General features: G+C 74.1%; 19 protein-coding genes. 13 read left to right on the plus strand and 6 right to left on the minus strand.

All coding sequences use genetic code 11. The features are described 5' to 3' along the window. Positions 1-60: 60 nt before the first annotated feature. Both AMK18_RS10955 and AMK18_RS10960 read right to left on the minus strand, forming a co-directional pair. Positions 61-993, minus strand: a complete 933-nt coding sequence (locus AMK18_RS10955; protein ID WP_073862644.1) for a zinc-binding dehydrogenase — start codon at positions 991-993, stop codon at positions 61-63. 26 nt (positions 994-1,019) lie between these two features. Next, a complete protein-coding gene (locus AMK18_RS10960) occupies positions 1,020-1,418 on the minus strand; it encodes a nuclear transport factor 2 family protein (RefSeq protein WP_073862645.1) in 399 nt (132 codons plus the stop codon). A 123-nt stretch (positions 1,419-1,541) separates the two neighbouring features. Here AMK18_RS10960 and AMK18_RS10965 point away from each other — a divergent pair, with 123 nt between their 5' ends. Continuing rightward, the gene (locus AMK18_RS10965; protein WP_241836535.1) at positions 1,542-2,510 is read left to right on the plus strand and encodes a LysR family transcriptional regulator; all 969 of its coding nucleotides are present in this window, start codon (positions 1,542-1,544) and stop codon (positions 2,508-2,510) included. Here the strand turns inward: AMK18_RS10965 and AMK18_RS10970 are convergent. The 3 genes from AMK18_RS10970 to AMK18_RS10980 all read right to left on the minus strand — a co-directional run bounded on the left by AMK18_RS10970 (position 2,461) and on the right by AMK18_RS10980 (position 5,306). Further along, entirely contained in the window at positions 2,461-3,363 is a 903-nt protein-coding gene (locus tag AMK18_RS10970) for a LysR family transcriptional regulator (RefSeq protein ID WP_018101192.1), read from the minus strand. The two genes, AMK18_RS10965 and AMK18_RS10970, sit on opposite strands and share 50 nt — an antisense overlap. 159 nt (positions 3,364-3,522) lie before the next feature. Beyond that, positions 3,523-4,200, minus strand: a complete 678-nt coding sequence (locus AMK18_RS10975; protein ID WP_073862647.1) for a type 1 glutamine amidotransferase domain-containing protein — start codon at positions 4,198-4,200, stop codon at positions 3,523-3,525. Between the two features lie 122 nt (positions 4,201-4,322). Further along, entirely contained in the window at positions 4,323-5,306 is a 984-nt protein-coding gene (locus AMK18_RS10980; protein WP_073862648.1) for an Lrp/AsnC family transcriptional regulator, read from the minus strand. 132 nt (positions 5,307-5,438) lie between these two features. Here AMK18_RS10980 and AMK18_RS10985 point away from each other — a divergent pair, with 132 nt between their 5' ends. The 8 genes from AMK18_RS10985 to tsaE all read left to right on the plus strand — a co-directional run bounded on the left by AMK18_RS10985 (position 5,439) and on the right by tsaE (position 14,280). After that, a complete protein-coding gene (locus tag AMK18_RS10985; RefSeq protein WP_073862649.1) occupies positions 5,439-6,926 on the plus strand; it encodes an MFS transporter in 1,488 nt (495 codons plus the stop codon). Between the two features lie 93 nt (positions 6,927-7,019). Beyond that, on the plus strand, positions 7,020-8,867 hold the full coding sequence (gene glmS / locus AMK18_RS10990; RefSeq protein WP_018101188.1) for a glutamine--fructose-6-phosphate transaminase (isomerizing): 1,848 nt from the start codon (positions 7,020-7,022) through the stop codon (positions 8,865-8,867). A 22-nt stretch (positions 8,868-8,889) separates the two neighbouring features. Beyond that, positions 8,890-9,258, plus strand: a complete 369-nt coding sequence (locus AMK18_RS10995; protein WP_073862650.1) for a holo-ACP synthase — start codon at positions 8,890-8,892, stop codon at positions 9,256-9,258. Positions 9,259-9,377: 119 nt separating this feature from the next. After that, on the plus strand, positions 9,378-10,844 hold the full coding sequence (locus AMK18_RS11000) for an NAD(P)H-hydrate dehydratase (RefSeq protein WP_073862651.1): 1,467 nt from the start codon (positions 9,378-9,380) through the stop codon (positions 10,842-10,844). A gap of 50 nt (positions 10,845-10,894) precedes the next feature. Further along, a complete protein-coding gene (locus AMK18_RS11005; protein WP_018101185.1) occupies positions 10,895-11,281 on the plus strand; it encodes a DUF488 domain-containing protein in 387 nt (128 codons plus the stop codon). Positions 11,282-11,333: 52 nt separating this feature from the next. Then, entirely contained in the window at positions 11,334-12,482 is a 1,149-nt protein-coding gene (gene alr, locus AMK18_RS11010; protein ID WP_073862652.1) for an alanine racemase, read from the plus strand. A 39-nt stretch (positions 12,483-12,521) separates the two neighbouring features. Beyond that, on the plus strand, positions 12,522-13,760 hold the full coding sequence (locus AMK18_RS11015) for an alpha/beta fold hydrolase (protein WP_073862653.1): 1,239 nt from the start codon (positions 12,522-12,524) through the stop codon (positions 13,758-13,760). Further along, entirely contained in the window at positions 13,729-14,280 is a 552-nt protein-coding gene (tsaE, locus tag AMK18_RS11020) for a tRNA (adenosine(37)-N6)-threonylcarbamoyltransferase complex ATPase subunit type 1 TsaE (protein ID WP_073862654.1), read from the plus strand. Before AMK18_RS11015 ends, tsaE begins: the two co-directional genes overlap by 32 nt. A gap of 448 nt (positions 14,281-14,728) precedes the next feature. Here the strand turns inward: tsaE and AMK18_RS11025 are convergent, their stop codons facing one another. Then, positions 14,729-15,274 carry a hypothetical protein gene (locus AMK18_RS11025; protein ID WP_018101181.1) on the minus strand — a complete coding sequence of 182 codons (546 nt, stop codon included), beginning with the start codon at positions 15,272-15,274 and terminating at the stop codon, positions 14,729-14,731. 232 nt (positions 15,275-15,506) lie between these two features. On the opposite strand from AMK18_RS11025, the gene tsaB reads away from it, so the two are divergent. The 4 genes from tsaB to AMK18_RS11045 are packed head-to-tail and all read left to right on the plus strand — an operon-like array spanning position 15,507 to position 18,014. Further along, complete coding sequence (gene tsaB, locus AMK18_RS11030) at positions 15,507-16,154, plus strand: tRNA (adenosine(37)-N6)-threonylcarbamoyltransferase complex dimerization subunit type 1 TsaB (RefSeq protein WP_018101180.1); 648 nt, start codon at positions 15,507-15,509, stop codon at positions 16,152-16,154. Further along, a complete protein-coding gene (gene rimI / locus AMK18_RS11035; RefSeq protein ID WP_018101179.1) occupies positions 16,151-16,645 on the plus strand; it encodes a ribosomal protein S18-alanine N-acetyltransferase in 495 nt (164 codons plus the stop codon). Before tsaB ends, rimI begins: the two co-directional genes overlap by 4 nt. Further along, the gene (gene tsaD / locus AMK18_RS11040; RefSeq protein ID WP_018101178.1) at positions 16,645-17,745 is read left to right on the plus strand and encodes a tRNA (adenosine(37)-N6)-threonylcarbamoyltransferase complex transferase subunit TsaD; all 1,101 of its coding nucleotides are present in this window, start codon (positions 16,645-16,647) and stop codon (positions 17,743-17,745) included. Before rimI ends, tsaD begins: the two co-directional genes overlap by 1 nt. Then, on the plus strand, positions 17,742-18,014 hold the full coding sequence (locus AMK18_RS11045; protein ID WP_073862655.1) for a hypothetical protein: 273 nt from the start codon (positions 17,742-17,744) through the stop codon (positions 18,012-18,014). The genes tsaD and AMK18_RS11045 overlap by 4 nt, the downstream gene beginning before the upstream one ends. The last annotated feature ends 11 nt before the right edge of the window (positions 18,015-18,025 follow it).

Here is an 18,025-nt window from a genome sequence, read left to right on the forward strand (position 1 = left end):
CAACGCAAGGGGTGACTCCTCGGGCGGCCCGGACTCATCGCCGTACACCGCCGCGATTTCTCATCCCACCGTAAGCACCGCGTTCCCCCGCACCCGGCGCGCCCGGAGGTCGGCGATGGCGTCCCCGGTCCGCGACCAGTCGCGGACCGAGCCTATCTCCGGGTGCAGCCGTCCGCCCGCCACCAGCCGTACCAGGGTGGCGAGTTCGGCCGCGTACGTGGTGTCGGCGCGGGTGTAGTCGAAGTGGGCGATACGGGCCTGGGCCGGGCCGCCGAAGAAGTCGAAGAAGTCCAGCGTGACCGGGGTCCGGCTCGCCTGGCCGAACCAGACCAGCAGGCCGCCCGGGGCAAGCCGGGCCAGCGCGGCCGGCAGCGAGTCCCCGCCCACCGACTCCAGGACCACGTCATGCGGGCCCTCCGCTTCCTCCGGCGACGTCACCACCGCCTCGGCGCCCAGCTCCAGCAGCCGCGCCCCGCGCTCCCGAGTCGCGCTCACCGCCGTCACCGCCGCGCCCGAGGAGGCCGCCAGCTCCGTGACGTAGTGGCCGACGCCCCCGCTCGCCCCGGTCAGCAGGACCCGCCGCCCCGCCACCGGACCGGCCGCGCGCAGCAGCCGCAGCGCGGTGATCCCGGCCAGCGGGAGGGCCGCCGCCGTCACCGCGTCGACGCTGTCGGGGAGCGGGGCGAGGCTGTGCACCGGGACGGCGACGCGCTCGGCCCAGCCGTACGCGGGCGGGTGGGCGACGACCCGGGTGCCGGCGGCCGGTCCGGTGCCGTCGGCGGCCGCCCGGACGACCGTGCCCGCGACGTCCTTGCCGGGCCGCCAGCCGGGCCACCGGCGGTTCAGCTGCCCGTCGAGCTGGAAGGTCTCGCCCCGGTTGACCGAGTACGCCTCGACCGCGACGAGGGCCTCGTCGGCGGCGGGGACGGGCTCGGGGGCCTCGCCGATGTGGACTGTGCCGCCCTCTTCGGCGGCGGGGAGTTGTGCGCGCATGTCGGGCTCCTCGGTTCCTCGGCTCATCAGGCGAAGACGACGTCGTGGGCGTGCAGGGTGTCGAAGTGCTCCCGGACGGCGGCGATCCGGCCGTCGCGCACGGTGAACACGGCCAGGCAGTGCTGGTCGTAGCGGGCGCCCTTGCGGGTCGTCCCGCGCGTCTTCCACTCCGCGAACACCCGCTCGCCCTCCGCGATCACGCCCAGGAACTCCATCTCCACGGTCTCCGGCACCAGCCGGGCGGTCATCGTCGCCACGAACTCGTCGAAGATCTGGTCCGGCCCGGTCCAGGTGCCCGAGACGGGCAGGTCACCGGCGAGCGTCCAGGTGACATCGGCGTCGAAGAACGCCCTCAGCCGGTCCATGTCGCCCGCGGCGAGGGTCTTCATGTAGTCGAGGACGACGTCCTTGGGGGTGCTGTGCATGATCGTGAGTCCCTTCCTCCGTGTTGCCCCCGACGCTAAGGAGACCGGGGCCCCGCAGGGAAAGACCTGTTCCCGATCGCTTCAGAATCGCACGGCATCACCGCAGCTCATATGCTGTTCCGCATGTCGGATCTACGGCGCCTGCGCTACTTCCTGGCCGTGGCGGAGGAACGCAACTTCACCCGGGCCGCCGAGCGCCTGCACATCGCACAGCCCGCGCTCAGCCGCCAGATACGCGAGCTGGAGCGGGAGTTGGGCGTACGGCTCCTGGACCGCACCACGCACTCCGTCGAACCCACCGAGGCCGGACGGCTGTTGAAGGAGCGCGGCGCGGCCCTCTGCGAGGAGGCGGACCGCCTCTGGCGCGAGGTGCGCGGCTTCGCCGGGGGCGAGAGCGGCACGCTGGTGCTCGGCTACAGCATGAGTACGAGTTACGAGACGGCCCCCGCGATCCTCGCCGCCCTGGCGGACCGGCTGCCCGGCATCACCGCCGACACCCGACTGCTGCCCACCGCCGGGATCCTGTCCGGAGTCGCCGACGGCACCCTCGACGCGGGCCTGGTCCGCTGCCCGCCGCCGACGCCCGAGCTGGTGCGGACACTCGTACGGCTGGAACCGCAGGGCGTCCTGATGTCCGCCGCCCACCGTCTCGCTGCGCGCCCTGCCGTGGACCCGGCCGAGCTGTCCCCGGAAACGCTCCTGATCCACCCGCGCGAGGCCAACCCGGGCCACTACGACGCGATCACGGCGCTCCTGGCCGAGGCGGGCGCCGACCCCGGACTCCTCCTCCGCCCCCTGACGTTCGACGCCGGGCACACCCCGGTCGCCCGCGGCGAGGCGGTCTCCATCGTCGGCGACTCCGCCGCCCCGAGCCTGCCCGCCGGGCTGGTCTGGCGCCCCCTGACCGGAGGAGCCGCCATCGAGCTCCACCTCCTCACCCGGGGCCGTACGGCCCGCCCGGTCGCCGCCCAACTCCTCGGCGTGGCAGGGGAGGTGGCGCGGGCCGGGGGGTGGCTGCGGTCGCCCGGCGGACCCGGCGGGCTCAGATCCACAGCTGCGCCTTCATCAGCAGATGGCCGTGGAGCACGGTGAGATCCGGGTGCGGGGGACTGCCCCGGCGGGTGGCCAGGTAGAACGTGTTCAGCGGGGGGATCTCCGGCTCGATGAGCGGGACGATCGTGCCGTCGGCCAGTTCCTCGGCGCACAGGTACGTGGGCAGGACCGAGATGCCGGCCGAGGACCGGACCGCCGCCAGGGCGCCGCGCAGGTCGGGGATGACCAGGGCGGGCGGGGTGGTGAGGGAGCGGTCGAAGACGGTGTGCCAGTAGCGGCGGATGATCGGCAGGGACTCGGCGTAGCTGATCATCGGCACGTCGCCCAGGACACCCGGGCCCTCGGCCGCGAGCCGGTCCAGGGGGAGGCGCGCGGCCAGCTCGGCCGAGGCGACCAGGACGAACTCCTCGTCGACCAGCGGGGTGGCCGTCACCCGGCGGCCGCGCGGGCGCACGGTCGAGATGACGAGGTCGAACTCGTCGTCCTCCAGCCGGTCGAGGAGGTTGTCGGAGAGCCCGAAGGTGAACGTCAGCCGCATGCCCTCCGACGCGAGGTCGCTGACGGCCGGGATGACACGGGTCGTCGTCAGCTCGACGGGGCCGGCCACCGTCAGCGGCCGGGCCGCCGGGTCGTCGCCGAAGGCCCGGTCCACGGCGTGCGTCAGCAGGTCGATGGGGCCCTGGACCTCGCGGATCAGGCCGTCGGCGGCCTGGGTGGGCTGTGCGCCGTGGGGGAGGCGTTCGAAGAGCGGGCGGCCCATCGCCTGCTCCAGGTTGCGGATCTGATGGGTGACCGCGGGCTGGGAGAGACCGAGTTGGTGCGCCGCCTTGGTGAACGAACCGAGCCGGTAGACCGCGACGAACGTGCGTACCCAGCCGAGTTGTACGGACAAGCCATCCCCCCGGAAGCGTTGTCCCGGTGCGGCACGGGCCGGACCGGCGGTGCGTACGACCCTACGCCAGCGGCTTCGTACGCAGGGCCGGGTCCCCGGCCCGCACGGCCCGGGTGGGTGCCCGGAGGGCCCGGGGGCACCCACCCGCGCGGCGTGCGGTCAGCGGGCGGCGAGCTCCGCGACGACCAGCTCCGCTACCCGGGCGGCCGAGGCCGGGTTCTGACCGGTCACGAGGCGCTGGTCGGCCACCGCGTGCGGGGCGAAGTTGCCGGTCTTGGTGATCTTCGCGCCACGCTCGGCGAGGGTGCTCTCCAGCAGGAAGGGGACGACGCCGGTCAGGCCCACCGCCTCCTCCTCCTCGTTGGTGAAGGCCGAGACCTGCTTGCCCTCCACGAGGTGGCTGCCGTCCGAGAGCTTGATGTTGACCAGCCCGGCCGGGCCGTGGCAGACGGCCGCGACCGCGCCGCCCTGCTCGTAGATGGAGGCGGCCAGTGAGGCCAGCTCCTCGGACTCGGGGAAGTCCCACATCGTGCCGTGGCCGCCGGCGAAGTAGATCGCGTCGTACTCCTCCGCCTTCACCTCGCCCGGCGTGGGCGTCGCGGCGAGGGCCTTCGTGGTCGCGGGGTCCGCGAGGAACTCGGTGACGACCGTGTCGTCGGGGTTGATGCCGTCCTGCGGGGCAGCCCCGCCCCGCACGGAGACGTAGGCGATGTCGTAACCGGCCTCGCGGAAGACCGCCGCCGGGTGAGCAACCTCGGGGACGTAGAAACCGGTCTTACGGCCGGTCGCACCGAGCTCGTCGTGGCTGGTGAGGGCGAAAAGAACCTTCTTGGGCATGGCGGAATCTCCCGAACGGGCCGTGGTGTGCGGTGGGTTCCCCAGGAATCTAGGGACCGCGGGCCCCCTCCGGAAAATAGGTGCGCCCATGCCCGTCATACGGATTCCTATGGACCCGGGCCCTACCCCCGGAACGGCCCGTACGTCAGTTGCTTCACCCGGCGCAGCAGCGGCATCGACTCCACGTGCTCGACGCCGTCCAGGCCGCCCAGGCGGTCGCTGAGGTAGCGGTACAGGTGGCCGGAGTCGCGGGTGATCACGACGGCCATCAGGTTCGACGGGCCCGTGGTGGCCGCCGCGTAGGCCACCTCGGGGTCCGTGGCCAGGGCCGTGCCCACCGCGTGCAGGGCGCGGGGCGCGGCGGTGACGCACAGCATGCTCGCGTTGCGGTAGCCGAGGTGGGCGGAGTCGAATTCCACGTCCACGTACAGCGCGCCCGAGGCCACCAGCCGGGCCAGCCGTCGGCGGACCGCCGATTCGGAGAGGCCGCTCGCACGCTGGAGCTCGGGGTACGTGGCCCGGCCGTCCCGTTCCAGCGCGGCGACCAGGGGCTCGTCCTCGGCGGTGATGACGGCCGGGCCGGGCGGGGCGGGGGAGGGGGACGTGGTGAGCGCGGCGGTCTCCTCCGGGGTCAGCGCCCCGCTCTTGTGCAGCCAGCCGGCCGGACCGCCGTAGAACCGGTGCAGCAGCTGGTGCGCGCGGATGTCCACGATGTGCGGGGTACGCGGCAGCTTGCCGATCAGCAGGTCGTCCGCGTCGTCCCGGCTGCGCACGTTGACCGTGCACGTCACCTCCGTACCGCCCGACGTCAGCCCGATCCACGACGTGTCGGGGCGCTTGGCCAGGGCCTCCGCGATCGGCATCGCACCCTCCGGCGCGCACCGCACCCGCAGCAGCCAGTGCTCGAACGACTCCTCGGTCGCCGCGCACCGCACCCCCACCACCCGCAGCCCCGCCTCCGCCCGCAGCGCGCGGAAGCGGCGCGCGACCGTCTGGTCGGAGACGCCGAGGGCGGCCGCGATCCGGCTGAAGGGCGCACGGGCGTCCAGCTCCAGCGCGTGCAGGATGCGCAGGTCCAGGACGTCGCCCCGGGTGGGTGATTCCACTGCCGAAGCCCCCTTCCATGTCGGATTCCGGCGCCGGGGCGTCACTGGCTGGGGATTCCGGCCGCCTCCGTCCGATCGTACGGGGGTGGCCGCCGGTCACGCGGAACCCGTACGGGAGAAGGAATCAAGGACATGCGTAAGTGGGGGCCGCTCACCGCGGTCTGTCTGGGGACGTTCATGCTGCTGCTGGACGTCACGATCGTCATCGTGGCACTGCCCGGCATGGCGAAGGCGCTCGACGCCTCGCTCTCCGATCTGCAATGGGTCATCGACGGCTACGCCCTCGCGCTGGCGGCCCTGCTCCTCGGCATAGGCGCGGCGGCCGACCGGCTCGGCCGCCGCCGGGTCCACGTCATCGGCGTCGTGCTCTTCGCCGCCGCCTCGCTGGCCTGCGGGCTCGCCTCGTCACCGGGCCTGCTGGTGGCGGCGCGCGCCGTCCAGGGCGTGGGGGCCGCCGCGATGTTCGCGACGACGCTGCCGCTGCTCGCCTCGGTGTACCAGGGCAAGGACCGGTCCGTGGCGCTCGGGCTCTGGGGCGCGGTGGCCGGGGGCGCCGCCGCGATCGGGCCCGTGGTCGGCGGGCTGCTCGCCGAGGGGCCCGGCTGGCGGTGGATCTTCTACGTCAACCTCCCCGTGAGCGTCGTCGCGATCTGGCTGACCGGCAGGACCGTGCCCGAGTCGCACGGGGCGCGGGACCGGCGCACCGACTGGGCGGGGACCGCCGCCTTCGCGGTGTTCGCCGGGGCGGCCACGTACGCCGTCGTCCGGGCGGGCAGCGTCGGCTGGGCGTCCGGGCAGACGCTCGCCACGTTCGCCGTCGCCGCGCTCGCCCTGGTCTGCTTCGTCGTCGTGGAGCTGCGCGTCGCGCACCCGCTGCTCGACCTGTCGCTGTTCCGGACCTCCGCGTTCACCGGGGTGATGGCCGGGTCGCTCGCCTTCAACATGGCGGCCTTCGGCGTGCTGCCGTACACCTCCATCTGGTTGCAGACGGTCCTCGGACTCAGCCCGGTCCAGGGCGGTCTGGCGGTCCTGCCGCTCGCCGCGACCTCCTTCGTGGTCGCCGCCGCCGGCGGCCGGCTGCTGCACGGGGTGCAGCCGCGCTTCACCATCGGCATCGGACTCGCCCTCATCGGCGCCGGCACCCTCGCCCAGGCGGTCCTGGGCGCGGGCTCCTCCTGGCCCGCCCTGATCCCGGGCCTGGCGCTCGCGGGCATCGGTACGGGACTGGTCTCGCCGGCCATCGCGGGCGCGGCGCTCGCCGCGGTCCCGCCGGAGCGGGCCGGGATGGCGGGCGGCGCGGTCAACACCTTCCGCCAGCTCGGTTACGCCTTCGGGGTCGCCGTGCTCGGGACCGTGCTGACCTCCCGGATGGCGGACAGCCTGGGCGACGGGACGTCTCACGCCCTGGCGGGCGGCGGCGCGGCGGGGCTGCGGGCCGCCGGGATGCCGGAGCACGCGCTGCGGACGGCGTTCGCCTCGGGGCTGAACACGGCCGCGGTGGTGGCCGGTGCGGTGGGCGTCGTCGCGGGCGTCGCGGTGCTGCTGCTGGTCAAGGGGGAGCGGCCGGTGGCCCCGAAGGGGGTCGGGGAACCCGTGCCGGAGGCCGTACGGGCCGGGTGAGGGCGCGGCGGCGCGTGGTGCTCAATCGGCTGGTGGACCCGGTTTTCTGCGATTATGCGAAGAACAGGGGCTGGTGACCAGGAAGGGACCACTATGTGCGGAATCGTGGGTTACGTCGGCGGGCAGTCGGCGCAGGACGTCGTCGTCGCGGGCCTCAAGCGGCTGGAGTACCGGGGCTACGACTCCGCGGGCATCGCCGTCCTCGCCGACGGCGGGCTCGCCGCCGCCAAGAAGGCCGGGAAGCTGGTCAACCTGGAGAAGGCGCTCGCCGAACAGCCGCTCCCGGCCGGGACCGCCGGGATCGGGCACACCCGCTGGGCCACCCACGGCGGGCCCACCGACGTCAACGCCCACCCGCACCTCGACAACGCCGGCCGCGTCGCCGTCGTCCACAACGGGATCATCGAGAACTTCGCCGCCCTGCGCGCCGAACTCGGCGAGCGCGGCCACGACCTGCTCTCCGAGACCGACACCGAGACCGTCGCCCACCTCCTCGCCGAGGCGTACAGCCAGAGCGGGGAGCCGGCGGAGGCCATGCGCCAGGTGTGCCGCCGCCTGGAAGGGGCGTTCACCCTGGTCGCGGTCTTCGCGGACGCGCCCGACGTGGTGGTCGGCGCCCGGCGCAACTCCCCGCTCGTCGTGGGGCTCGGGGACGACGAGTCCTTCCTCGCCTCCGACGTCGCCGCGTTCATCGAGCACACCCGGTCCGCGATCGAGCTCGGCCAGGACCAGGTGGTGGAGCTGCGCCGGGACGGCGTCCTCGTCACCGGCTTCGACGGCCGGCCCGCCGAGGTCCGCGAGTACCACGTGGACTGGGACGCCTCGGCCGCCGAGAAGGGCGGGTACGCGTCCTTCATGCTCAAGGAGATCGCCGAGCAGCCGAAGGCCGTCACCGACACCCTCCTCGGCCGCATCGACCCCGAGGGCACCCTCCACCTGGACGAGGTCCGCATCACGCGCGGCGAGCTGCGCGAGGTCGACAAGGTGGTGATCGTCGCCTGCGGGACCGCGTACCACGCCGGGATGATCGCCAAGTACGCCATCGAGCACTGGACCCGCATCCCCTGCGAGACCGAGCTCGCCAGCGAGTTCCGCTACCGCGACCCGATCCTCGACCCGCACACCCTGGTCGTCGCCATCTCCCAGTCCGGGGAGACCATGGACACCCTGATGGCCCTGCGGCACGCCCGCGAGCAGGGTGCGAAGGTGCTCGCCATCTGCAACACCAACGGCTCGACCATCCCGCGCGAGTCCGACGCGGTCCTCTACACGCACGCCGGGCCCGAGGTCGCCGTCGCCTCCACCAAGGCGTTCCTCACCCAGCTCGTCGCCTGCTACCTCGTCGCCCTCTACCTGGGCCAGGTGCGCGGCACCAAGTGGGGCGACGAGATCCGCACCGTCATCCGGCAGCTCTCCGAGATCAGCGGCTCGGTCGAACGGGTCCTGGAGACCATGGAGCCGGTCCGCGAGCTGGCCCGGTCCCTGGCCTCCCACGACACCGTGCTCTTCCTCGGCCGGCACGTCGGCTTCCCGGTCGCCCTGGAAGGCGCGCTGAAGCTCAAGGAACTCGCGTACATGCACGCCGAGGGGTTCGCCGCCGGTGAGCTGAAGCACGGGCCGATCGCGCTCATCGAGGACGGGGTGCCCGTCGTCGTCGTGGTCCCGTCCCCGGCCGGGCGGTCCGTGCTGCACGGCAAGATCGTGTCCAACATCCAGGAGATCAGGGCCCGGGGCGCCCGGACCGTCGTCATCGCCGAGGAGGGCGACGACGAGGTCGTCCCGTACGCCGACCACCTCATCCGCATCCCCGCAACGCCTACGCTGCTTCAGCCGCTGGTCGCCACCGTGCCGTTGCAGGTCTTCGCCTGCGAACTCGCGACGGCCCGCGGCAACGAGGTGGACCAGCCGCGCAACCTGGCGAAGTCCGTCACCGTGGAGTGAGCCGAGCAGTGAGGGTGGGAACGTGATCATCGGGGTCGGGATCGATGTGGCGGAGATCGAGCGGTTCGACGCGGCGTTGGAGCGTACGCCGCAGCTCGCTGCGCGGCTGTTCGTGGAGGCGGAGCTGCTGCTGCCGAGCGGTGAGCGGCGCGGGATCGCCTCGCTGGCCGCCCGGTTCGCCGCGAAGGAGGCCCTGGCGAAGGCGCTCGGCGCGCCTGGCGGGCTGCTGTGGACGGACGCGGAGGTGTACGTGGAGGAGAGCGGGCAGCCGCGGCTTCGGGTGCGCGGGACGGTGGCGGCTTGCGCCGCCGCGTTGGGGGTGCGGCAGTGGCATGTGTCGCTCAGCCATGACGCGGGGGTGGCGTCGGCCGTGGTGATCGCTGAGGGGTGACGGGGGCTCCGCCCCTGTGGCCTCGGGGGGTCCGGCGGGCCGGTTCCGTCCTCAATCGCCGGACGGGCTTGATTTCGCTGAGGTCTGCGTGCGCCACTGAACGTGCGTACGTTGAAGGCATGCGTACTGCCTACAGCGTTGACACCGTACGGGCCGCCGAAGCCGCCCTCATGGCGCGGGTTCCCGAAGGGGCGTTGATGCAGCGGGCCGCTGCCGGGCTCGCCGCTGCCTGTGCCGATCTGCTGCGTCGGGCCGGGCGGGTCTACGGTTCGCGCGTCGTCCTCCTCGTCGGCACCGGTGCCAACGGCGGCGACGCGCTGTACGCCGGGGCGCGGCTCGCGCGGCGCGGCGCCGGCGTGGTCGCCGTGCGGGTCACCCCGGGCCGGGCCCACGAGGGCGGCAGCGCGGCCCTGGTCGCGGCGGGGGGACACGTGGTCGACGGTGCCGAGAGCACCGCGCACGAGGACTGGGCCGGGCGGATCGACCTCGTCGTGGACGCCATCACCGGCATCGGCGGACGCGGCGGACTGCGCCCCGGGGCCGCCGAGCTGGTCCGGAAGTACACCGCGCACGGCGCGCCCGTCGTCGCCGTCGACCTGCCCAGCGGGGTCGAGGCGGACACCGGCGAGGTGACCGGCGACGCGGTGCGCGCCGACGCCACCGTCACCTTCGGCGCGTACAAGCCCGCGCTGCTCGTGGACCCGGCCGCCGAACGGGCCGGGGCGCTGCGCCTCGTGGACATCGGCCTCGGGCCCGAACTCCCCGCCGTGCCCGACCTGGAAGCGCTGCAGTACGCGGACGTGGCCGCGCTGCTGCCCGTGCCCGCCGCCGAGAGCGACAAGTACCGGCGCGGGGTCGTCGGTATCGCCGCCGGATCGGCGCGCTACCCGGGCGCCGCCGTCCTCGCCGTCTCCGGGGCGCTGCGCGCCGGGGCGGGCGCCGTGCGCTACGCGGGCCCCGGCGGCGAGGCGGTCATCGCCCGGCATCCGGAGACCCTGGTCCACGCGGGCCGCCCCTCGGAGGCCGGGCGGGTGCAGGCGTGGGTCGTCGGCCCCGGGCTCGGCGACGGCACCGAGGCCGGGGCGGCCGTCTCCGACGTGCTGGCCACCGAGGTGCCGGTGCTGGTCGACGCGGACGGGCTGCGGCTGCTCGACCCGGACGTGGTGCGGGCCCGTACCGCGCCCACCGTCCTCACCCCGCACGCCGGGGAGGCCGCCGCGCTGCTCGGCGTGGCGCGCGAGGAGGTCGAGGCGGGGCGGCTCGCCGCCGTACGGGAACTCGCCGGGCGGTTCGGGGCGACCGTGCTGCTGAAGGGTTCTACGACCCTGATCGCCACGGACGCCCCGCACACCCCGGTCCGGGTCAACCCGACCGGCACCCCGTGGCTCGCCACCGCGGGCAGCGGCGACGTGCTCTCCGGCCTCACCGGCTCCCTGCTCGCCGCCGGGCTCGCCCCGCTCGACGCCGCATCCGCCGGGGCCTATCTGCACGGGCTCGCCGCCCGCCGCGCCGCCGACGGCTCCCCGCTCGCCGCGATGGACGTCGCCGACGCGATCCCCGGGGCGTGGCGGGACGTCCGGGCCTGAGCGAAGCTGAGGAGGACGACCGCCGAGGACCCGAGGAGAGGTGACCGGCCGTGAGCAGCAGCGGTGACGTGCGCGTACGCCGGGTGTACGACGGGGTGGAGGAGGGCGACGGCACCCGCGTCCTGGTGGACCGGCTGTGGCCGCGCGGGGTGTCCAAGGAGAAGGCCGCGATCGACCGCTGGCTCAAGGACCTCACCCCGTCGGACGAGCTGCGCTCCTGGTACCACGAGGACCGCTCCGCCACCCGCTACGACGCCTTCGTGGAGCGCTACCGCGCGGAGCTCGCCGGTCCGGCCGAGTCGGCGGCCGTGGACGAGCTGGCCGGGCTGGTCCGCGCGGGCGGCCCGGTGACGCTCGTGACGGCCGTCAAGGACGTCGAGCACAGCCACGTACCGGTCCTCGCCGACCATCTGGAACACGAGCTGCGCCACCGCTGACGCGCCCCGCCGGACCGGCCCGCGCGGGCGGCTCTGAGAGACTGGGCGCGATATGAACGAGACAGCGTCCTTGCGAGCCCGTGCCGAGATCGACCTCGCCGCACTCCGCGCCAACGTGCGCGTCCTGCGTGCCCGGGCGGCCGGGGCGCAACTCATGGCCGTGGTCAAGGCCGACGCCTACGGGCACGGCGCGGTCCCCTGCGCGCGCGCCGCGCGGGAGGCGGGCGCCGCCTGGCTGGGCACCGCGACCCCGCAGGAGGCCCTGGCCCTGCGCGTGGCCGGGATCGACGGCCCGATGCTGTGCTGGCTCTGGACCCCGGGCGGCCCCTGGCGCGAGGCGATCGAGGCCGACATCGACGTGTCGGTCAGCGGCATGTGGGCGCTGCGCGAGGTCACCGAGGCCGCCGCGGCGGCCGGGCGGACCGCCCGCATCCACCTCAAGGCCGACACCGGACTCGGCCGGGCCGGGTGCCAGCCCGCCGACTGGCCCGAACTGGTCGCCGCCGCCCGCACCGCCGAGCGCGCGGGCACCGTCCGCGTCACCGGCCTCTGGTCCCACTTCGCCTGCGCCGACGAGCCGGGCCACCCCTCGATCACCGCCCAGCTGGACACCTTCCGCGACATGGTGGCGTACGCGGAGAAGGCGGGCGTCGAGCCCGAGGTGCGGCACATCGCCAACTCCCCGGCGACCCTGACCGTCCCCGATTCCCACTTCGACCTGGTGCGGACCGGGATCGCCATGTACGGCATCTCGCCCAGCCCGGAGCTGGGCACCTCCGCCGACTTCGGGCTGCGCCCCGTGATGACGCTCGCCGCGTCGGTCGCCCTGGTCAAGCAGGTCCCGGCCGGACACGGCATCAGCTACGGCCACCACTACACGACCCCCCGCGAGACCACCCTCGCCCTGGTGCCCCTCGGTTACGCCGACGGCATCCCGCGCCACGCGTCCGGCCGGGGCCCGGTCCTGGTCGGCGGGGTGCGGCGGACGATCGCGGGCCGGGTCGCCATGGACCAGTTCGTCGTGGACCTGGACGGCGACGAGGTGGCGGCGGGCGGCGAGGCGGTGCTGTTCGGGCCCGGCGACCGGGGCGAGCCGAGCGCCGAGGACTGGGCGGAGGCCGCAGGCACCATCGCGTACGAGATCGTCACCCGGATCGGGGCCCGGGTACCGCGCGTCCACCTGGGCGCCACGACCGACTGACACGACCCACTGACACGACCCACGAGGAGCGGGGCACGGGTGAGCGACTTCAGCACGGGTGACGTGGTGGCGACGGCGGCCGCCTCGGGGGCCGGCTGGCGCCGGGCGGGCATCGCCGGCGCCGCCATAGGCGTGCTCGCCGCCGGGGCCGCGGCCGGGGTCGCCGTGGAGCGGCTGACCGTCGGCCGGGGCATGCGGCAACGTGCGCGCCTCGCCCTGGACGCCACCGGCCCGTACGGCGCGCTGCGCGGGACGCCCGGCCGGGCCACCGCCGACGACGGCACCCAGCTCTACTACGAGGTGGACGAGGTCGATCCGCCCGAGGACACCGCCCCCTCGGGCTCCCGCCGACGCCGCCTCTTCGGCCGCAAGGCGCCCGCCCCCGTCACCGTCGTCTTCAGCCACGGCTACTGCCTCGGCCAGGACTCCTGGCACTTCCAGCGCGCCGCCCTGCGCGGTCTCGTGCGCACCGTCCACTGGGACCAGCGCAGCCACGGCCGCTCCGAGCGCGGCCGCGCCCAGGCCCGCGCCGGGGGCGGGGTGCCCGTCGGCATCGACCAGCTCGGCCGCGACCTCAAGGCCGTCATCGACGCCGCCGCCCCCGAGGGCCCGCTCGTCCTCGTCGGCCACTCGATGGGCGGCATGACGATCATGGCGCTCGCCGACCAGTACCCGGACCTGCTCCGCGACCGGGTCGTCGCCGTCGCCTTCGTCGGTACGTCGAGCGGCCGGCTGAACGAGGTCAGCTTCGGGCTGCCCGTGATGGGCGTCAACGCCGTGCGGCGCGTCCTCCCCGGAGTGCTGCGGGCGCTCGGCTCGCAGGCGGAGCTGGTGGAGCGCGGGCGCCGGGCGACCGCTGACCTGTTCGCCGGGCTGATCAAGCGGTACTCCTTCGGCTCCCGGGACGTGGACCCGGCCGTCGCGCGGTTCGCGGAACGGCTCATCGAGTCCACCCCGATCGACGTGGTCGCCGAGTTCTACCCGGCCTTCGCGGAGCACGACAAGAGCGCGGCCCTGCCCCTCTTCCGCGACCTCCCGGTCCTCATCCTGGCCGGGGACAAGGACCTCGTGACGCCCAGCTCGCACAGCGAGGCCATCGCGGACCTGCTGCCCGACGCGGAACTCGTCATCGTGCCGGACGCCGGGCACCTGGTGATGCTGGAGCACCCCGAGACGGTGACCGACCGGCTCGCGGACCTGCTGGTGCGGGCCGGAGCCGTACCGGAGTCCTCTAACGTTGGCGGGCATGGAACCGCAGAACAGCCCGGCGGCCGCTGAGGCCACCGCGTACGAGAACGTCCCCGGCGCCGTCACCGTGCGCCTCGCCCTCGAATCCCCCGAACAGATGCAGGCCCTGGGCCGCCGCCTCGCCGCCGCGCTGCGCCCGGGCGACCTCGTGATGCTCACCGGCGAGCTGGGCGCGGGCAAGACGACCCTGACCCGGGGACTCGGCGAGGGCCTGGGCGTCCGGGGTGCGGTGACGTCCCCCACGTTCGTGATCGCCCGCGTCCACCCCTCGCTCTCCGGGGGGCCCGCGCTGGTCCACGTCGACGCGTACCGCCTGGGCGGCGGGCTGGACGAGATGGAGGACCTGGACCTCGACGTGTCGCTGCCGGAGTCCGTGGTGGTCGTGGAGTGGGGCGACGGCAAGGTCGAGGAGCTCTCGGACGACCGGCTCCAGGTGTTCATCGACCGCGCGGTGGGGGACACCGACGACGAACGCCGCACGGTGACCCTGGTGGGCGTCGGGCCGCGCTGGGCGGGCCTGCGCAACGAGTCCTGGACGCCGTGGGGCTGACCGCCCCGCAGTTTCCGACGTGGTGTCGGCAAAATGTTGCGCGGGACGGGGCGGGCATGGTGACATGGAGGACGAGAGCGGGTTAGGTCTACCTAACCACGCCTTCCCCCGGAGCCGGAGCCCCAGGAGGCGCCATGCCGACATCCGACCGTGACCCGGGACCGCCGAGCACGGCGGTTCCCATGAGCACACTGCTGGCCGCGACGGCAGCGGCAAACGCGGTATCAACGCCGCCATCGCCACGCAACCAGCCCCGCCCGGTGAATCCTGCGCGCCCAGTCAACGCCGCTCACGCGGCAAACCCTGCCCACGCGGCGAAATCCCCCCGCACGGCAAAAGCCGGACGGGCGGCAAAATCAAGCCCGTCCGGCGATTGAGGACATCGGTGAGCGCGGGCACCGACGGCCCGCGGAAAACCAGCCCGTCCGGCGTTTGAGGGCGCCCCCGGCTAGGGGACCACCACCACGGTCGCCCCCACCGTGGCGAACCGCCACACCGCATCCCCGTCGGCCCGAGACATCCGCACGCCCCCTGCCTTCACCGTGGGATCCGGCTCCTCCATCGACCCGTCCTGCGCGGCGCTGAAACCGATCGTCACGTCGTTCACCGTCGCGAACCGCACCACGTGCTCGATCGGCACGCCGTCGGACCCCTTCACGCTGCCCGAGCGCGACGTCACGTGATACGTGCCCGGCGTCGCGAGCACCGTGCTCGGCATCACCTTGAACGTCCGCGACGCCTTCCCCTTCGCGTCGACCAGCCACACCCGGCGGTCGTGCAGCGCGTAGACGACCCGCGCCCCGGTGCCGGAACCGGCGGGAACGGCCAGCGGGTCCTTCTTCGGCTTGGGCTTGCTGTGGCCCCCGGCCGGCGCGGACGCCGAGGCGCTGCTCGACGCCTTCGGCTTCGACGCCAGGTCGTCCGGCACATTCGCGGAAGCCTGGTACGCCAGGAAGCCGACCGCCACGACGGCCGCCGCGGTGAGCGCGGCCACGATTCCCGAGCTGCCCCTTGCCACCGTGCGTGCCTCTTTCGCTGTCGTGTGCCGTCAGGCGCGAACCACAAGTCGTACGCGGACCGTAAGTCGTACAAGCGTTCAAGCGTTTACACGTACTCCGCGTATACCCGGTGACGGTAGCAGCCGGGACCGCCCCGGCAGGGATGCCGTACGGGGCGCGGGGCGGGCCGCGCCGGAGCCGTAGGCTGTTTGCGTGCTCTTGCTCGCAATGGATACCGCCACCCCCGCCGTCACCGTCGCCCTGCACGACGGGACCCGCGTCGTCGCCGAGTCCGTGCAGGTCGACGCCCGCAGGCACGGGGAGCTGCTGCTGCCCGCCGTCGACCGGGTCCTCGCGGACGCCGGGGTGAAACTCGACGCCGTGACGGACGTCGTCGTGGGCGTCGGCCCCGGCCCGTACACGGGACTGCGCGTCGGCCTGGTGACGGCCGCCACCTTCGGCTCGGCGCTCTCCGTGCCCGTGCACGGCCTGTGCACCTTGGACGGCCTCGCGTACGCCGCCGGGCGCTCCGGACTCGACGGTCCGTTCGCCGTAGCCACGGACGCCCGCCGCAAGGAGGTCTACTGGGCGCGGTACGAGGACGCCCGCACCCGGACCGAAGGCCCCTCCGTCGACCGGCCCGCCGACATCGCGGACCGGCTCGCGGGCCTCCCGGTCGTCGGCGCGGGCGCGGTGCTCTACCCGGAGGCGTTCCCGGACGCGCGCGGCCCCGAACACCTCGCGGCGGGCGCCCTCGCGGGCCTCGCCGCCGAACGCCTCGCGGCCGGCGAGGAGCTGCTGGCGCCGCAGCCGCTCTACCTCCGCAGGCCCGACGCGCAGGTCCCGAAGAACTACAAGGTGGTCACCCCGAAGTGACCGTCACGACTGCGGTGCTGCGCGAGATGCGCTGGTGGGACATCGACCCCGTGCTCGCCCTCGAACACGAGCTGTTCCCGGAGGACGCCTGGTCGGCGGGCATGTTCTGGTCCGAGCTGGCCCATGCGCGCGGCCCGGCGGCCACCCGCCGCTACGTCGTCGCCGAGGAGCCGGGCACCGGCCGGATCGTCGGATACGCGGGCCTCGCGGCCGCCGGCGACCTCGCCGACGTACAGACGATCGCCGTCGCACGCGACCACTGGGGCGGAGGGCTCGGCTCCGAGCTGCTGACCGATCTGCTCCGGCACGCCACCGCCTTCGAGTGCGCCGAGGTGCTGCTCGAAGTCCGCGTCGACAACACGCGCGCCCAGAAGCTCTACGAGCGCTTCGGCTTCGAACCGATCGGCTTCCGCCGCGGCTACTACCAGCCGGGCAACATCGACGCGCTCGTCATGCGCCTCCACGTACACGAAGAAAACGAGACTGACTGATGGCTGACGAACCGCTCGTACTCGGCATCGAGACCTCCTGCGACGAGACCGGGGTCGGCATCGTCCGGGGGACCACGCTCCTCGCGGACGCCGTCGCGTCCAGCGTCGACACGCACGCCCGCTTCGGCGGCGTCGTCCCCGAGATCGCCTCCCGCGCCCACCTGGAGGCGATGGTCCCCACCATCGAGCGCGCCCTGAAGGAGGCCGGGGTCAGCGGCCGCGACCTCGACGGCATCGCCGTCACCGCCGGACCCGGCCTCGCGGGCGCCCTGCTCGTCGGCGTCTCCGCCGCCAAGGCGTACGCGTACGCGCTGAACAAGCCGCTGTACGGGGTCAACCACCTGGCGTCCCACATCTGCGTCGACCAGCTGGAGCACGGCCCGCTGCCCGAGCCGACCATGGCACTCCTGGTCAGCGGCGGGCACTCCTCGCTGCTGCTCGCGCCGGACATCACCAACGACGTCCGGCCGCTGGGCGCGACCATCGACGACGCGGCCGGCGAGGCGTTCGACAAGATCGCCCGGGTGCTGGACCTCGGCTTCCCCGGCGGCCCAGTCATCGACCGCCTCGCCCGCGAGGGCGACCCGGCCGCCATCGCGTTCCCGCGCGGGCTCACCGGCTCGCGCGACCCCGCCTACGACTTCTCGTTCTCCGGCCTGAAGACCTCCGTCGCCCGCTGGATCGAGGCCAAGCGGGCGGCCGGCGAGGAGGTGCCGGTGCGCGACGTGGCCGCGTCCTTCCAGGAGGCCGTGGTGGACGTGCTCACCCGCAAGGCCGTCCGCGCCTGCAAGGACGAGGGCGTCGACCACCTGATGATCGGCGGCGGCGTCGCGGCCAACTCCCGGCTGCGCGCGCTCGCCGAGGAGCGGTGCGAGCGGGCCGGCATCCGGCTGCGCGTGCCCCGCCCCAAGCTGTGCACCGACAACGGGGCGATGGTCGCCGCGCTCGGCGCCGAGATGGTCGCCCGCAACCGGCCCGCCTCCGACCTGGAGCTGTCCGCCGACTCCTCGCTGCCCGTCACCGAGACCCACGTCCCGGGCGCCCACACGCACGACCACGACCACGTGCACGAGATCAGCAAGGACAACCTCTACTCATGAGCGCCCCGGTCACCGCCCTGATGTGGGAGGCCCGCGCCGCCGAGGGCCGGGGCGGCGAACTGGCGGAGTGGGCCCGCGCCCGCGCCGCCGCGCTGTCCCGCCCCCCGCTCCGCAGCGAGCTGCTGCGCGCCCCGCAGGACCGGGTGCTCGTCATCACCTGGTGGCAGGGCGGGTACGCCGACGAGCTCCCGGAGCTGCCCGAGCCCGGTCCGGACCTCGTCACCCGGCCGGTCCACCGCTGGCGCTTCGAATCGCTGGGAGAGATCTAGCCCCGGCACGT

The sequence above is a fragment of the Streptomyces sp. CB01249 genome (genome assembly GCF_001905735.1).
In the GTDB taxonomy this organism is placed as follows: domain Bacteria; phylum Actinomycetota; class Actinomycetes; order Streptomycetales; family Streptomycetaceae; genus Streptomyces.

Excerpts from the sequence above, each read along its gene's own strand:
- AMK18_RS10955 (WP_073862644.1), bottom strand. The coding sequence starts at position 993 with ATGCGCGCACAACTCCCCGCCGCCGAAGAGGGCGGCACAGTCCACATC.
- AMK18_RS10960 (WP_073862645.1), bottom strand. The coding sequence starts at position 1,418 with ATGCACAGCACCCCCAAGGACGTCGTCCTCGACTACATGAAGACCCTC.
- AMK18_RS10965 (WP_241836535.1), top strand. The coding sequence starts at position 1,542 with ATGTCGGATCTACGGCGCCTGCGCTACTTCCTGGCCGTGGCGGAGGAA.
- AMK18_RS10975 (WP_073862647.1), bottom strand. The coding sequence starts at position 4,200 with ATGCCCAAGAAGGTTCTTTTCGCCCTCACCAGCCACGACGAGCTCGGT.
- AMK18_RS10985 (WP_073862649.1), top strand. The coding sequence starts at position 5,439 with ATGCGTAAGTGGGGGCCGCTCACCGCGGTCTGTCTGGGGACGTTCATG.
- glmS (WP_018101188.1), top strand. The coding sequence starts at position 7,020 with ATGTGCGGAATCGTGGGTTACGTCGGCGGGCAGTCGGCGCAGGACGTC.
- AMK18_RS11000 (WP_073862651.1), top strand. The coding sequence starts at position 9,378 with ATGCGTACTGCCTACAGCGTTGACACCGTACGGGCCGCCGAAGCCGCC.
- alr (WP_073862652.1), top strand. The coding sequence starts at position 11,334 with ATGAACGAGACAGCGTCCTTGCGAGCCCGTGCCGAGATCGACCTCGCC.
- tsaE (WP_073862654.1), top strand. The coding sequence starts at position 13,729 with ATGGAACCGCAGAACAGCCCGGCGGCCGCTGAGGCCACCGCGTACGAG.
- tsaB (WP_018101180.1), top strand. The coding sequence starts at position 15,507 with ATGGATACCGCCACCCCCGCCGTCACCGTCGCCCTGCACGACGGGACC.
- tsaD (WP_018101178.1), top strand. The coding sequence starts at position 16,645 with ATGGCTGACGAACCGCTCGTACTCGGCATCGAGACCTCCTGCGACGAG.
- AMK18_RS11045 (WP_073862655.1), top strand. The coding sequence starts at position 17,742 with ATGAGCGCCCCGGTCACCGCCCTGATGTGGGAGGCCCGCGCCGCCGAG.